Annotated in this window: 14 protein-coding genes and 1 pseudogene; 9 read left to right on the forward strand and 6 right to left on the reverse strand. The window is 62.9% G+C overall.

Translation table 11 applies throughout. The features are described 5' to 3' along the window. Window positions 1-71 precede the first annotated feature (71 nt). Window positions 72-257 carry a hypothetical protein gene (locus tag IVB42_RS01800; RefSeq protein ID WP_018454867.1) on the forward strand — a complete coding sequence of 62 codons (186 nt, stop codon included), beginning with the start codon at window positions 72-74 and terminating at the stop codon, window positions 255-257. Window positions 258-526: 269 nt separating this feature from the next. Continuing rightward, on the forward strand, window positions 527-1813 hold the full coding sequence (locus tag IVB42_RS01805) for a divalent metal cation transporter (RefSeq protein WP_018454868.1): 1287 nt from the start codon (window positions 527-529) through the stop codon (window positions 1811-1813). A 152-nt stretch (window positions 1814-1965) separates the two neighbouring features. Here IVB42_RS01805 and IVB42_RS01810 read toward each other — a convergent pair whose 3' ends face one another. Beyond that, on the reverse strand, window positions 1966-2154 hold the full coding sequence (locus IVB42_RS01810; protein ID WP_247296981.1) for a hypothetical protein: 189 nt from the start codon (window positions 2152-2154) through the stop codon (window positions 1966-1968). Window positions 2155-2321: 167 nt separating this feature from the next. On the opposite strand from IVB42_RS01810, the gene IVB42_RS01815 reads away from it, so the two are divergent. Further along, the gene (locus tag IVB42_RS01815; RefSeq protein WP_085350649.1) at window positions 2322-3536 is read left to right on the forward strand and encodes a mandelate racemase/muconate lactonizing enzyme family protein; all 1215 of its coding nucleotides are present in this window, start codon (window positions 2322-2324) and stop codon (window positions 3534-3536) included. Window positions 3537-3542: 6 nt separating this feature from the next. Here the strand turns inward: IVB42_RS01815 and IVB42_RS01820 are convergent, their stop codons facing one another. The 4 genes and pseudogenes from IVB42_RS01820 to rocF all read right to left on the reverse strand — a co-directional run bounded on the left by IVB42_RS01820 (window position 3543) and on the right by rocF (window position 6880). Then, on the reverse strand, window positions 3543-3839 hold the full coding sequence (locus IVB42_RS01820; RefSeq protein ID WP_247469649.1) for a hypothetical protein: 297 nt from the start codon (window positions 3837-3839) through the stop codon (window positions 3543-3545). Window positions 3840-3941: 102 nt separating this feature from the next. Then, the gene (locus tag IVB42_RS01825) at window positions 3942-4484 is read right to left on the reverse strand and encodes a cytochrome c (RefSeq protein ID WP_247361409.1); all 543 of its coding nucleotides are present in this window, start codon (window positions 4482-4484) and stop codon (window positions 3942-3944) included. Continuing rightward, window positions 4471-5741 (reverse strand): annotated as a pseudogene (gene soxC, locus IVB42_RS01830) (sulfite dehydrogenase). The gene IVB42_RS01825 and the pseudogene soxC overlap by 14 nt, the downstream one beginning before the upstream one ends. Window positions 5742-5902: 161 nt before the next feature. Next, window positions 5903-6880, reverse strand: a complete 978-nt coding sequence (rocF, locus tag IVB42_RS01835) for an arginase (RefSeq protein ID WP_026232832.1) — start codon at window positions 6878-6880, stop codon at window positions 5903-5905. Window positions 6881-7142: 262 nt separating this feature from the next. Here rocF and IVB42_RS01840 point away from each other — a divergent pair, with 262 nt between their 5' ends. The 6 genes from IVB42_RS01840 to IVB42_RS01865 all read left to right on the forward strand — a co-directional run bounded on the left by IVB42_RS01840 (window position 7143) and on the right by IVB42_RS01865 (window position 11124). Next, complete coding sequence (locus tag IVB42_RS01840; RefSeq protein ID WP_247384045.1) at window positions 7143-7403, forward strand: hypothetical protein; 261 nt, start codon at window positions 7143-7145, stop codon at window positions 7401-7403. A gap of 261 nt (window positions 7404-7664) precedes the next feature. Next, window positions 7665-7850 (forward strand): hypothetical protein, encoded by a 186-nt coding sequence (locus tag IVB42_RS01845; RefSeq protein WP_018454877.1) that lies wholly within the window; start codon window positions 7665-7667, stop codon window positions 7848-7850. A gap of 454 nt (window positions 7851-8304) precedes the next feature. Continuing rightward, window positions 8305-9288 (forward strand): DUF3618 domain-containing protein, encoded by a 984-nt coding sequence (locus IVB42_RS01850; protein ID WP_018454878.1) that lies wholly within the window; start codon window positions 8305-8307, stop codon window positions 9286-9288. 92 nt (window positions 9289-9380) lie between these two features. After that, a complete protein-coding gene (locus IVB42_RS01855) occupies window positions 9381-9980 on the forward strand; it encodes a hypothetical protein (protein ID WP_247296978.1) in 600 nt (199 codons plus the stop codon). Beyond that, complete coding sequence (locus IVB42_RS01860; RefSeq protein ID WP_018454880.1) at window positions 9977-10393, forward strand: phage holin family protein; 417 nt, start codon at window positions 9977-9979, stop codon at window positions 10391-10393. Before IVB42_RS01855 ends, IVB42_RS01860 begins: the two co-directional genes overlap by 4 nt. After that, complete coding sequence (locus IVB42_RS01865; RefSeq protein ID WP_018454881.1) at window positions 10390-11124, forward strand: hypothetical protein; 735 nt, start codon at window positions 10390-10392, stop codon at window positions 11122-11124. The genes IVB42_RS01860 and IVB42_RS01865 overlap by 4 nt, the downstream gene beginning before the upstream one ends. Window positions 11125-11512: 388 nt before the next feature. On the opposite strand, the gene IVB42_RS01870 is transcribed toward IVB42_RS01865, so the two are convergent. After that, window positions 11513-14251, reverse strand: coding sequence for an EAL domain-containing protein (locus tag IVB42_RS01870; protein WP_247398497.1), 2739 nt, complete (start codon window positions 14249-14251; stop codon window positions 11513-11515). Window positions 14252-14255: the final 4 nt, after the last annotated feature.

A 14255-nucleotide genomic window follows, 5' to 3' on the forward strand; every position in this document is an offset into this window, starting at 1 on the left:
ATTGGTTCGCGCCATGCTGGACAATGTCCCTTGCGACCAACGCAATCGGGCAAGGGCCGGAGAGATCATCGATGTATTACGTCGCCGCCGCGTTGCTGGTACTGTCGGGACTGTTCTACTCCGCGAGCCATCACGAGATCGGCTCGTTCGGCGTCACCATGTGCACCTATGGCAGTGCGTTCTGCAACAACCCGCTGATCGTCTTTGCCGGCGCCGCGCTGGCCGGCGCCTGGGGCATGTTCGTCAGCATCAAATAGTCCCGACCGCACGCGCTCAGGAGACAAACGTCTCGCCGGTGCGCGGGTTGCGCACTGGCCGGCCATCGCAGTCCGGTCGCGCTCGGAATGCGTGCCAACGCTGCACCGGGTATTCTTCGATGATGCACTTATACAGGTGTTTTGCCCGACGAGTCAAACAAAATTAGCTTTTTCAGAAATCAGCGAGGCGCGCCTTACCCGCAGCCCGGGAACCTTGTTCCCTCATTAGCATTTGTGAAGGACGCGCCCCGACCGAGACCCCTCCTGCCATGACCGACGATGCCGTCAGCCCCACGAAATCCGCACCGTCGCTGTTGCAGAGGCTGGGGCCGGGTCTCGTCACCGGGGCCGCCGACGACGATCCGTCCGGCATCGCCACCTATTCGCAGGCCGGCGCGCAATTCGGTTACGGACTGCTCTGGACGGTATTTCTGACCACGCCGTTCATGATCGCGATCCAGCTCGTCAGCGCCCGGATCGGCCGCGTCACCGGCAAGGGGCTGGCGGCCAACGTCATGCAGATCGCGCCGCGCTGGGCGGTGCTGTCGCTCGTCGCCATGCTGGTCGCCGCCAACACCTTCAACATTGCCGCGGACATCGCGGCGATGGCGGAGGCGCTCTCGCTGGTGATCGGCGGCCTCAACCACGAGCACGCGCTGATCTTCGCGGCGGGCTCGACCCTGCTGCAGGTGTTCCTGCCCTATCGGCGCTATTCGCCGGTGCTGAAATTCCTCACCTTGGCGCTGTTCGCCTATGTCGCGACCGCCTTCACCGTGAAGATCCCGTGGAGCACGGCGCTGCTCGCGGCGGTGTGGCCGAAGACGAATGTCAGCGCCGACTATTTCATGATGGTCGTCGCCGTGCTCGGCACCACGATCAGCCCGTATCTGTTCTTCTGGCAGGCCTCGCAGGAGGTCGAGGAGATGAACCAGGGCAAGCGCGACAAGCCGCTGCGCGAGCTGAAGCGCGGCGGCAGTCCGGAGCTGGCGCGCATCCGGGCCGACACCCTCTCCGGCATGCTGCTCTCCAACGGCATCGCCTTCTTCATCATCCTCACCACCGCCTCGGTGCTGCACGCGAATGGCGTCACCAACATCAACTCGGCGACGGAGGCCGCCGAGGCGCTGCGGCCGCTCGCCGGCGATTTCACCTTCGCCCTGTTCGCGATCGGCATCATCGGCACCGGCCTGCTCGCAATTCCGGTGCTGGCGGGCTCGGCCGCTTACGGCGTGGCGGAGATCTTCGGCTGGCGCGCGACGCTGGAGGCGAAGCCCGACGAGGCGGTCGGCTTCTACACCATCATCGCCGCCGCCACCATCATCGGCTTCGGTCTCGGGTTCACCGGCATCGACTCGATCCACATGCTGGTCTGGAGCGCCGTGCTCAACGGCATCGTGGCCGTTCCGATCATGGCCATGATGATGCTGATCGTCTCGAGCAAGGCGATCATGGGTCGCTTCAAGGGCCGGTCATGGCTCGTCGCGCTGGGCTGGCTCGGCACCGCGTTGATGGCGCTGGCTGTGCTCGCCCTGCTCGGCTCGTCATTGATGGGCTGACTAGCCTTTGACTAGCCTTGCGACAAGACTGCCGAGATCTGCGAGGCGATGATGAAGGCCGCGAACACAGCCGGCACGCTGATGAAGCGCAGGAATTGGTCGATCGAAAGCATCGCTGTCTCCCCCAAGACAAAAACGTATACGCCGCCGCGCTATTCCACCCCGTGCGCGACGTGCTGATCGGCCGTCAGAAACTGATCGGAAATGGCGGCTCCACTCATCGTGAGCAGCGCCAGGATCGTAATCACAGCCAGAAATCTCATGGCCGGAAGATCGATCCCGATTGTGGCCAAAAACGTCAGAGCATGGCGCCTTTTCAGGACGATCCCGGGCAAGATCATGGCTGTCCCCACCGGATTCCCCGCGTTTTCCAATAGAACGTTCGGAAGGGGCTTCCCTGCACACCTCGCCAGGCTTCACTGCGCAAGGCCGTTAGCCTAACAATCGTGGCTGGACCCGGGCTTGCGCCCGCCAAAGAAAAAAGCCCAGCCGGGCAACAGGGAGCGACATGACCAAATCGTCGAAAGCAACAAGTCTCGAAATTCTCGCCTGCGACGCCGGCTGGAGAAACTACCACTTCGTCAAGCTGACAACCGAGGACGGCATCGTCGGCTGGAGCGAGTTCGACGAGGGCTTCGGCTCGCCCGGCGTCGGTGCTGCGATCCAGCGCCTGTCTGCCCGCGTCGTCGGGCAGAACGTTTTCCGGCACGAGCGCATCTACGCCGAACTGTTCGCGGCCACGCGTCCCGCCGCCGGCGGCGTGGTGGCGCAGGCGCTCGGGGCGATCGAGAATGCGCTGCTCGATGCCAAGGCGAAATGTCTTGGTGTGCCCTGCTACGAACTGCTCGGCGGCAAGATCCGCGACCATGTCAGGGTCTATTGGTCGCATTGCGCAACGTGGCGGATCAATCACCCGTCCTGGTACAAGCCGCCGATCGAGAACCTCGACGGCGTCAAGGCAATCGGACGCGAGGTCCGCGAGAAGAAGTTCACCGCGCTCAAAACCAACATCTTCTCCTATGATGACGGCAAACCGACCGGTTGGCGACCGGGCTTCGGCTCGCCCTTCGCTCCCGAGATCAACGTCGATCGCAAAATCCTGCGCGATCTGCGCATGCATCTGGAAGCGATCCGGGACGGTGCAGGCCCCGACGTCGACATCTTGCTTGACTGCAACTTCAACGCCAAGACGGAGGGCTATCTGGAGATCCTGCGCACCATCGCGGACCTCGACATGTTCTGGATCGAGATCGACAGTTTCAATCCGGAAGCGCTCGGTTACATCCGCAGGCAAAGCCCGCATCCGATCTCGTCCTGCGAGACGCTATTGGGCTTGCGGGAATTCCTGCCCTATTTTCGCGAGCAGGCCATGGACGTCGCGATCATCGACACGCCCTGGAACGGCGTCTGGCAGTCGATGAAGATCGCAGCCGCCGCGGAAGCGTTCGAAGTCAACGTTGCCCCGCACAATTTCTACGGCCATCTCTGTTCGATGATGAACGCGCATTTCTGCGCCGCCGTGCCGAACCTGCGCATCATGGAGATCGACATCGATCGCCTGGCGTGGGACCGCGAACTGTTCACGCATGAGCCCGACATTCAGAACGGCCATCTGGTCATTCCGGACCGGCCCGGCTGGGGCACCGATCCGAACGAGGAAGCCCTGCGCGCGCATCCGCCGAAGACCACCGGCGGATTGCTCAACTACGGCCGGAAGGGCTAGAGCGTCTTACGGCGTCACTGGATTGACGGTTGGGGACGTCTTCGGCCCCGGCCGCTCCGGCTCGATCGGGGAGTGCGGTTCGGTCGGGAGAATTTTGGCACCAGCGGCGCGCGCGGCTTCACCCGTGGTTGCGTACATCGCAACGTGGGCGGGCTGCGTCTTGGCGCGATTCCATGGTCCGTGATCGACGATGAGCATCGCAGCAATCGTCACCGCGGCCACAATCAACGCGATTACGCCGGGATGGCGAAGCGCTGAGGACATGGAGTTTGCGAAGCGATCCGTTGCCATCGTGGAATCCATAGGCTTTTCCTCTCACAGGTTAATGCAATCGCGTCCTGCGAGTTCCGCCCTTGGCCAAGGCAAGTTCCAGGCCGATACGGGAACCTGATCGCCCCAAGGCGCTCAGTGTTTCACATCCGGCCGCGCGTCGCCGACGAACCGGTCGCGGTTCGGCATCTTGACCGCCGCAAGCGATCTGGCATCGAGTGTCGCATCCGCTCCGACCAGTCCATTCAGGTTCAGGATGTACGCGGACACCGCATAAACCTCTTCATCGCTCAACGATTGCGGCGCGTTCTGCGGCATCGCGCGGCGGATGTAGTCGAACAGCGTCGGCGCATACGGCCAATAGCTACCGACCGTGCGGATCGGCCTTGGCGTTGCGATCGTGCCCTGCCCACCGACGAGCCGGTCACCGAGCCCGCCCTCGCCTTTGTCGCCATGGCATGATGCACATTGCTGGGCGAACACCTCGCGCCCTTGGCTCACCGAGCCGCTTCCCTTCGGCAGATTGCTGCCGTCGCGTCCGATATCGATATTCCAGCCCGCAATCTCCGCAGCCGTCGCGGGCCGTCCGAGGCCGTACGGGGCTTGCGCCTGCGCGCCACTCGCGAACGCACACAGCACGATGACGACAGCAATGCCGCAAGTCTCACGCCAGCGCATTGGTCACCTCGCCGTCAGCCGCGATGCGCCAAGGCCAGATCGCGTTGTTGTGGTAGAAATAGTTCTCGCCGCGCACCGCGAGCAACTCGGAGAGCGTCGGCTGCACGTAGCCGGTCTCGTCGATAGCACGACTCTGGATCACGGCAGGCTTGCCGTCCCACTGCCAGGGCAGGCGAAAGCGCGTCAACGCTCGCGTCAGCACCGGCTCCTGCAATTGCGCGCTTTGCCAACTCTTTCCCTCGTCGACGGACACTTCGACGCGCGCGATCTTGCCATGCCCGCTCCAGGCTATACCGGTGATCTCGTGGAAGCCGGACCCGTTCAGACGCTGGCCGCCCGAAGGCCGCGTGATGATCGACTTCGCCTCCATGTAGAACGAAAATTCACGCGCGGTGCGTCCGGCAGCAGGTCTGTGTATTTCGAGGTCTCCTCGCGCGAGTAAACCGGCTCCGCAGTCACATGCAGGCGCCGCAGCCACTTCACACTCATATTGCCCTCGAAGCCCGGCAGGAACAGCCGCAGCGGATAGCCCTGCTGCGGACGCAGCCGCTCCCCGTTCTGGCTGTAGACCAGCATGGCGTCCTCAAGGCATTTCTCGATCGGGATGCTGCGCGTCAGCGCAGCCGCGTCGGCACCTTCGGCGACGATCCATTTGGCATCCGGCTTCAATCCGGCCTCCTGGAGCACCAGCTTGAGGCTGACGCCGGTCCATTCTGCACAACTGACCAGACCTACAAGGTCCGACGCGGTCTTGCCGTAAGGCTTGCTGTAGCCGGGATTGCCGGAGCATTCGAGAAAGTGGACGCGCGATTCCGACGGGAAACGCCTGAGATCGTCCATTGTAAAAATCAGCGGGCGCTCGACCAGCCCGTGCAGCATCAACCGGTGCTGGGCCGGATCGATGGTCGGAACGCCACCATGATGACGCTCGTAGAACAGTCCGTTCGGCGTGATGATGCCATCGAGCTCCTGCAATGGCGTCCGGCTGGAGGCCGAGATGTACTGCTTGAGCGTCTTCGAGATGTTCTTGACGACGCCCTTTTCGAACGGTGACGGCGCGCCGTAGGGCTGGCTTCCCATCGGTTCGCCGGGCGCCTTCATCCATTCGGGAATGTTGGGTGGAAGGTTGTCGGTCTCGGCGGCAACCGATGCGCGGGCGCCCAGGACGGTACCACCCGCCACCGCAGCACCGCCGCGCAGAAAGCGGCGGCGAGTCGTCCCCGCGGGTTTGTCGTCGGCATCGAACGTGCGGCTCATTTGCGGATCCTCGGCTGAAGCGCGACCCGCATGAAACATTCTGCGACGAGCATTTGCAATTCGCACCTGTTTCAAAAACAGGCGATTTCCATCTGGACTGATCTAAATCCGGTGGCGGCGACGGCAGTTCTCTTCTTCGCAATGCACAAACGGCTCGTCCGTCACTCGCCCGGCGCGATCGCATTGCTCGGGGTCGGCCGGTCGGCGATCTGCTGGCCGAACAGACTGCCGATCAGTTCGACCGCGGTGCGCGCGGTGCGGCCACGCTCGTCGAGAAACGGATTGAGCTCGACGATGTCGACTGATCCGACCACGCCGGAATCGTGCAGAAGCTCCATGATCAGATGCGCCTCACGATAGGTCGCGCCGCCCGGCACCGTCGTGCCCACGCCGGGTGCGACGCAGGGGTCGAGAAAATCGACGTCGAAGCTAACATGCAGGACGCCGTTGCTGGCCCTGACGCGCTCGATGACGCGGCGGATCAGCACGGCGACGCCAAACTCGTCGATCTGGCGCATGTCGACAACCCTGATCCGGCGCGTGCGCATCAACTCCTTTTCGAGCTTGTCGATCGAGCGCGCGCCGAACAAGTCGAGCCGGTCGGGACCGATCGGAGCACGGGGGTCATCGCCGAGCAATCCGTCGAGGCCGGGTTCGCCGCACAGGAATGCCGCCGACATGCCGTGCATGTTGGCGGTGATCGTCGTCTCCGGCGTGTTGTAGTCGGCATGTGCATCGAGCCAGAGCACGAACAGCTCGCGTCCGCGCTCCTGCCAGTGACGGGCCATGGCATTCACCGATCCCATCGACAACGTGTGATCGCCGCCGAGAAAAATCGGCAGCGCGCCGGTTTTCGCGATCTCGTAGCCTCTGCGGCTCAGCACGCGTGTCCAGCGCTGGATTTCGCGGTAGTGATTGGCTTTGTCGGGGGGCCTGTCGGCGAGGTCCCGGAGCTCGGCCACCGAGAGATCGCCGTAATCGACGACCTCGAAATCCAGGCTCTCGAGCAATGTCGCAAGGCCGGCGGTGCGGAGCGCCGCAGGGCCCATCAGGGTACCGCGCTGCGAAGCCCCCATGTCGATGGGAGCGCCGAGCAAGGCGATGCGCCGGGCTCGATCCGTCGTGGTCCTGTCGGTCACAGCTGTCTCCTGAGATCAGCAAGCTTGAGCCAGCCTAACAGAGATTCGCATCCGTCGTTTCACGGGGGCGGTCGGCGCGGGGGGCGCATCGTCTCGGAACAAAAGCCCGCGCGCCGAATTGCTCATGCAAGGCCGGTACCCGCCGTAAAACCACGGCGCCTGTCGCGGATAGCCAAAGGTCATGCGCTGTTCAGAACGAGCGCTCGCGCGGATAGCCAAAGGTATCGGCCTCCGTCACTTGATCAGCCCGGAGGTCGCGCACTTGAGCACGGAGATCCCGCAGTCCACCTCACATCCCGGCATAGCCGAGCGCGCCATTGATGTCGCGACGGACGTATCCCGCACCATCGGTGAAGTCGCAGGTGGCCTGCACGCAGCTGTCGACCGCATGACCTCCGCAATCGACGACGCGCGCAAGCCCGGAAAACCCCTCGCGACCGTCGCCGCGATCACGCGCGAAGCACCGCTTGCCAGCCTGTTCGTTGCTTTCCTGTTCGGCGTCGCGGTGGCACGTCGGCGCTAGAAAGACATCAAACTTGCCCCACTTCGGCTTGGCGCCTGAGAGCTTCCGCACAACGTCTTTAGCGTTGGGGGCAAATAGCGCTTCTGGGAGTGGGATTGCGTTCTTTCAGAAACACCCAGCAGGCGTGTCCCTTTCGGTCACCGCAGAAAGAGGCGGACCTGCCGCGATTGGGATCATCATCGCAATGAGAGCCGGACTTTTCCTCACTGATCTCATCCTAATTGTCGCGCGATAAGCAGCGGCATTTTCGAGTGCCGTAGAATGATTGATCCGCACCAGGTGAATACGATTATCTCCACGACCATTTGCGCATTTTTTGCACATTACCCAGACGCAAAAATAGGAATTGAAGAAGCCAAGCTGCTCGCGAAGCAAATTGCGGATGCTCTCAACGAGGCGGGACTGCAGATTTCTGCCCCCGATCCGGCGAGTCCAGAAGCTGACTAGATGCCGCTGGGCGATCGTCCAGAGCTCATGTGCGCCACTCTTCCTGACCGGAGATCGGCTGTCGTTCAGCTGGTTCGTTCCTGGCGCTCAGCCAGTTGGGTCCTCAATCACAGCTCCGGCTCTTTCGATCCTCTTCGGCACCAGAATTGCTGCTTATGACAAGAAGGGCTTGCAGTAGCGGTGCACACCACGGACGACGGTCGACGCCCCGGGCCGCACGTGGGGTAGACCATAAGGCCACCTGCGCCCGTTGGCTGATATCTACTCCTATCGCAGCTGCCGCTAATGGCTCCTGAGTTGTATTGCGGTCTCGACTTTGACGAAGATCAGGTCGCGCTCTCGCCCATCCCAGGTGCGCTCTGTGGATCGAATCCACTGCGAAGCGGCTCATAGGAACAATTCAAAAAACCGTGAGTTTGAATACAAGAAATCCGAAAAGCGAGAGAGGGATGTGATGACGCGGTCCGTGGAAGAATTGAGGCGTGAGTCCGAGCGAAGTCGCGCTGAGTTGGCCGCTACGGTCGATCGGCTGAAAGAGCAGGTCTCGGAGACGGCCGAGGACATCCGCCATAAGGTGTCGCCGCAGCACATCAAGTCGGAAGTATCCGACTATGTCACCCACACGACAAAGAGCTGGGTGGACGGACTGAAACAGCAAGTTATGGACAACCCGATGTGGAGCGTGGCCGCCGGGACCGCCGTGGTGGTTCCACTCCTACGCTTGGCGCGTGGTGTCCCCTTGCCGCTTTTGATGATCGGTGCCGGCTTGGCGCTCACCTCGAAAACCGTGCGAGACCGCGCCGCCGAGGTTTCCGGCCCTGCGATGGACAAGGCGAACGAGGTTTTCGAGGACATGGCGGATCGAGCGCGCGCCATGCAAGGCGATCTCAGGGATCAACTATCTTCCGCCCGCAATCAGGCCGCGAGCATGGCCGACGAGGCGCAAGATTCGACTGCCGGTCTCGCGGCGGATTTACGCGCACGGGCCTCCCAGGCCGCCGAGACGATTGGCGAAAAGCTCAAGAGCGGGGTGGATGCGGCGAAGGACAGTGCCTCCGCAGCTAAGGACGCTGCCGGAAGGGCGCCCGAACAAGCTCGCGCGATCATTAGCGATAATGCCGCGCTAATCGCCGGTCTTGGGGTGGCGATCGGAGCCATTATCGCAGCCGCTCTTCCGGAAACCAAGGTTGAAGCCAAGGCCATGAGCCAGGCGAGCGACGGCGTGAAGCGGGCCGCCGCCGAGGCCGCTCAGTCCGGATTTGACGCCGCCAAAGATGCCGCAATGTCGGCAGCCGACGCGGCAACAAGCAGAGTCGCCGAGGCCGGCCTCGGTGAGCATGCCAGCCGCATGACTCAGAACCTCGCTGACTCGCTCAAGACAGCCGCCGACGACGTCGTCGGAGCCGCTTTCAATCCCTCCCGCAATTCCAATACCTGAAGGAACACACCATGAGCGATCTAGACCTGAGCAGAGGCACGAATTCAAATGAAGATCGGAACGCGGGTTCTCCGAAGAACCTGAAGGACCAAATGGCGGAGGCTGGAGCGACTGTGAAGCAGCGGGCCGACGAGGCCTTCCGGGCAACCGCTGACATCGCCCAGGACAAGTTCAAGGAAGCCGGGGATGCGGCCAAGGACCTCGCTTCGGGGACCATGGACCAGATTCGCGGCCAGGCACGCGAGCAGCAGCGGACTGGAGCCGAGTTCATTGAGCGACTTGCCGGCAATGTTCGGGAAGCGGCTCGCGCCTTCGAGAGCGATGTGCCTTTTGCCGCCCGCGGCATCAACTCCGCCGCGGACTATGTTGAAGATACCGCCGAGAAGATCCGCAACGGCAGCTTCCGCGATCTCCTCGATGGCGCAACCGATTTCGCAAAGCGTCAGCCTGCCGCTTTCCTTGGCGTTTCGGTGCTCGCCGGTTTCGCCGCCGTCCGTTTCCTGAAGGCCTCCGGCGGTGACTCGCCTTCATCGCGACCTGGGATGAGTAGTGGAACGTCGTCGACGCAGGGCGACACGTGGCGCGGAAGCACGTCTTCCACGGGAGCCGGGCAGGCTTCCATGCAGGGCTCATCGGTATCCGGCAACAATCCGCAGCGAACGACGTCCTTCAAAGGCGGCAGCGTATCATGACCATTCAGCACGATATCAAGACAAGCCAGAACGATCTTCGGACCATCTCCACGCTTGTAGCGGACGCGATGGGGCAGTTCGCCAAGCTGTTCCAGAACGAAATCGACTTGGCCAAGGCTGAACTCAGCGACAGAGTGCAGAAGATAACGGGAGCAGCAGGCTTCATTGCCGGTGGCGCCCTTCTGGTGACCCCCGCCATTGTGATGGCGCTGTTCGCATTGTCGGCGGCGTTGATCTCCGCGGGATGGTCGCAACCGCTTTCCTACCTGACATCCGCGATCCTCGCTGGCGCCATTGCGGGCGTGCTGTTTGCGGTCGGCATCAATCGGATGGACGCCCGTAATCTTGCGCCGCGGGAGACCATCCGGCAGCTGGAAAAGGACAAGGACACCGTGAAGGGAATGGTCCGATGAGGAGCACGCAAACCGGCTTTTTCGACAATCTGGTCGCAGCGGCCAAGGAAAATCCCCTTGCCGCCGTTCTAATTGGAGGCGGCGCGCTGTGGCTTATGGCTGGTGACGACAGGATCAAGGGCGCAGCTCGGTCGACGGCGGCCGCCGCGTCCGGTGTGGTCGATGGCGGGGTGAGCACGATGCGGACTGCGGCATCGGCGATCCAGCGCACTGCGGCGCCGCCCACGGCGCCCGAAATGGATCACATAGGGTCCCTCGATGGCGAAGACACGTTGCAGTCAGCTAAGGACGCTGCATCCGGCGTTCTGTCAGGAACCGCGGACAAGATGAGGGCTCAGTTCGAGGACGGCCTAGAGATGGCGCGGGACGGCTTCGCTAAAGTGCGCGACCAGATTCCGGGCGGCGAAGCCGTCTCAAAAGCAAAGTCGTCATTGTCTGATGTGCTCGAAAAGCAACCGCTGGTGCTTGGCGTCGTCGGCTTGGCCATTGGCGCCGCAGTCGCAGGGGCATTTAGAACCACCGACATTGAGAATGAGTATGTCGGAGAGACCAGCGATGCTGTGAAGGCCGACCTGAACAGCCGTGTTGGTGCCGTCTCGCAGGCGTTGCGCGAAAACTCCGACACGCTGTTAGCAGAGGTCTCCGATACCGGCGGCGAGGCTCTGGATCGAATCAGGCAGACCGGGATGGATGCAGTCGAAGCAGCCCGTGAAAGGGCCAAGTCGTCCTGATGTGCTGTGGCCACGAAGAGTCGTCGCGACGTCTGCGGCGACTCTTCCGAATTATTCCGCGTAAATCAGTGCATCATCCAGGTGCCCAGCTCGCGCTCCCCGATTCGTCATCAGCGCTCCTCGTAGCAGTAGATCCGCTTCGGGGATGCTGTGCGCTGTCGGTAAGAACAGCTCCTGGTCATCGCGACGACCGCTTGTGGTCACAATGCCAAGATCTCAACGTCAGCAACTCTGGTCCGTCATGCCCTGATAAGCGGACCTCTTGGGAGGGGCCGACACTTCGCCGATAGGCCAGATACGGAAGATCGATCAGCTTTCCGGTTTTTCCGTCAGCGGCCGTCCTGCGACTTGAGCGATGTCGCGGGAACCTGCATCGAAGCTCAAGTGTTCAGGCGGCACTGACGGCGGCGCACTCGGCTGCGAGGAATTGCCGCTCGAATGCTTCCGCCGGCATCGGACGGCCGAAGAAATAACCCTGACCTTCCTCGCATCCCATGCTCACCAGGAAATCGGCCGTCGCGCGGTTCTCGATGCCTTCGGCCACGACTGTCAATCCGAGCTGTTTGCTGAGGCCGATGGTCGACCCGACGATCGCGGCATCGTCGGAGTCCGCGAGCAGACCGAACACGAACGACCGGTCGATCTTGAGCCCGTCGAGCGGAAACTTCTTCAAATAGCTCAGGCTTGCATAGCCGGTGCCGAAATCGTCGAACAGGACGCGGACGCCGAGCTGCTGGATGCGTTTGAACATGTCGAGCACGCGCGCTTCATCATGAAGCAGGATGTCCTCGGTAACCTCGAGCTCAAGCAGCGACGGTGTGAGCCCCGTCGCTTCGAGCATCCCCGCAACCGAATGCGCCAGATCGCCGGACTGCAACTGCGAGGGCGACAAATTGATCGCGACGCGCACTCTGTCGCCGGACAATTCCCAGGCGCGTGCCTGCCGGCAGGCGTTCTCCATCACCCAGTTTCCGATCCGCTCGGACAGGGCCGAGCTATTGACCACCGGCATGAACTCTCCTGGCGAAACGTAGCCGCGCACGGGATGCCGCCAGCGGATCAGCGCTTCGGCCCCGACCAGGCTGGCGTCGACCAGGCGAACCTGGGGCTGGTAGAACAGCTCGAACTCGCCGCGATCGGCGGCAAGCGCCAATTCACTCTCCAGCGTCAGCCGGTTCTCCAGCTCCTCCCGGATCGCGCTCTCGAAGATCACATGGCTGCCCCGCCGGGTCAGCTTTGCCTTGCTCAGAGCGAGATGGGCATTGCTCAGGAGATCGTCGGCGTTGTGCCCGCCTTCCGGATGGATGGCGACGCCGATGCTGATTCTGACGCGATGCTGCCGCGTGCCGGTCGCAAGCGGCGCTTCGAAGGCGCGCGCGATGCGCTCGGCGAACTCTGCGATTGGCGGGTCGCCATCGGCGCCTTTACGCGCAATGGCGAATTCGTCTCCGCCAAGCCGGGCAACGACAGCGCCGCACGCCTCGGCTCTCAGGCGACCAGCGACCGCCTGCAGCACGAGATCTCCGGCGGAATGACCCAGCATGTCATTGATGCTCTGAAAGCCGTCGAGCCCGATCACGAGCAGCGCGACCTCGCAAGGGCGCTGCCCCGCATCCGCGATCATGCCGACCAGCCCTGCATGCAGCGTGTTGCGGTTGGCAAGACCGGTCAGCGCGTCGTACTCGGCGAGATATCTGACGCGTTCGGCCTCACGCTTGCGGACCGAGATATCGCGCAGGATGGCTCCGTACTGGAAGCCGTCCGTTCCCTGCCAGCCCGAGAAGCTCGCCTCGACCGGGAAAGTTTCACCGTTCTTGCGCCGCCCTTCGAACTCGACGACGACCGCCCCGCCAGGGACCAGGAGGGCCTGGCGCGCGGCGTCGCGCATGGACGGCCTCGCGTCACCGTCCACCGACACGGCGCACAGCGTTTCGAACGGGCGGCCGATGATCTCGGCGGGCATATAGCCGAAGATCGCACTGGCGCCGGGATTCCACACGGTGATCAGCTGACCTTCGTCGGTGCAAACGAGGCCATCGCCGAGCGACATCGCGATACGATGAAAGCGGCTTTCGGCGATGCGCCCCAAGAGACCGCGGAAATCGATTTCGTCGAGTGCGATCGCCGTCAGATAAGCCACAATCGCGATGTGGAACAACGATGTGTCGATGATGAAGGGCCATCTTGCTTGCACGAGGACCGCCAGCAGCTCGAAAACCGCCCCGGCCGAGATCAGGATTGCGGCGCGAATTCCCGGTCCGAAGCGGCGCCACGAATACACCATCAGCAGGCAGATCCCAGCGAGACCCAGGATCATCCCGGTATCGGAGGTCCAGCGCAGCATCCGGTTCTGGAGGATCGATTCCGCTGCCAGCGCCTGGAGGATGGGTCCGGAGATGATGCGGCCATTCGGAACGCTGAAGCGGTCGCCGAGTTCGAGCGCCGTCGCTCCAATGATGATCTTCTTGTCTCTCAGCTTGTCCAGAGCGGCGGTTTCGCCGCGGAGCACGTCGACATAGGAGACACTCGGAACCGAGTTCGCCCGAATGCTGAAATCGATCAGGAAAGGCGGCCGCCGATTGGCGTCCTGCCCGGCCAGCACGACGGCCATCGACGGCATCACGGCCTCGCCGAGCTTCTCGCCGAACGGATAGCGGCGAACGAGCCCGTCGGATTCGATCGCGACATTGACCAGCGCCGGCCACGACTGGTTGCCGAACGGCTTCAGGGGGCGATTGATGTGAGCTGCGCCGCCATTCGGCGCGGGCTGCTTGAAGGACGGCAGGATGGTCGAGCCCCCGGCCTCACGCAGCGCTTTGACGAAAGCCTCGTCGGAGGCCGGATCGGATGGCGAGCTGAAATCGACGTCGAAAGCGACGTCCTGCGCCCCCGCGGCCTCTAACCTGTGCAACAGTTCCGCGTGCAGCCGGCGCGGCCAGGGCCACACCCCGATCTGATCGATCGAGGGCGCGTCGATGGCCACCACGACGACATTGCCGGTCGCGGCACGCGATTGCCAGGCGAACCGCAGGTCGGTCAGCGCGTTGCGAAGCGCACCATGCCACCCCGTGGACAGCACGATCGCCAGCGCTGTCACGACAAGAATATGCGGCCGAAAGCGTCCCACCCGA

The sequence above is a fragment of the Bradyrhizobium sp. 45 genome, from assembly GCF_023073155.1.
Taxonomy (GTDB): Bacteria; Pseudomonadota; Alphaproteobacteria; order Rhizobiales; family Xanthobacteraceae; genus Bradyrhizobium; species Bradyrhizobium canariense_D.

Excerpts from the sequence above, each read along its gene's own strand:
- IVB42_RS01805 (WP_018454868.1), top strand. The coding sequence starts at position 527 with ATGACCGACGATGCCGTCAGCCCCACGAAATCCGCACCGTCGCTGTTG.
- IVB42_RS01820 (WP_247469649.1), bottom strand. The coding sequence starts at position 3,839 with ATGGATTCCACGATGGCAACGGATCGCTTCGCAAACTCCATGTCCTCA.
- IVB42_RS01810 (WP_247296981.1), bottom strand. The coding sequence starts at position 2,154 with ATGATCTTGCCCGGGATCGTCCTGAAAAGGCGCCATGCTCTGACGTTT.
- IVB42_RS01865 (WP_018454881.1), top strand. The coding sequence starts at position 10,390 with ATGAGGAGCACGCAAACCGGCTTTTTCGACAATCTGGTCGCAGCGGCC.
- IVB42_RS01815 (WP_085350649.1), top strand. The coding sequence starts at position 2,322 with ATGACCAAATCGTCGAAAGCAACAAGTCTCGAAATTCTCGCCTGCGAC.
- IVB42_RS01825 (WP_247361409.1), bottom strand. The coding sequence starts at position 4,484 with ATGCGCTGGCGTGAGACTTGCGGCATTGCTGTCGTCATCGTGCTGTGT.
- IVB42_RS01855 (WP_247296978.1), top strand. The coding sequence starts at position 9,381 with ATGGCGGAGGCTGGAGCGACTGTGAAGCAGCGGGCCGACGAGGCCTTC.
- IVB42_RS01845 (WP_018454877.1), top strand. The coding sequence starts at position 7,665 with ATGATTGATCCGCACCAGGTGAATACGATTATCTCCACGACCATTTGC.
- IVB42_RS01800 (WP_018454867.1), top strand. The coding sequence starts at position 72 with ATGTATTACGTCGCCGCCGCGTTGCTGGTACTGTCGGGACTGTTCTAC.
- IVB42_RS01860 (WP_018454880.1), top strand. The coding sequence starts at position 9,977 with ATGACCATTCAGCACGATATCAAGACAAGCCAGAACGATCTTCGGACC.
- IVB42_RS01850 (WP_018454878.1), top strand. The coding sequence starts at position 8,305 with ATGACGCGGTCCGTGGAAGAATTGAGGCGTGAGTCCGAGCGAAGTCGC.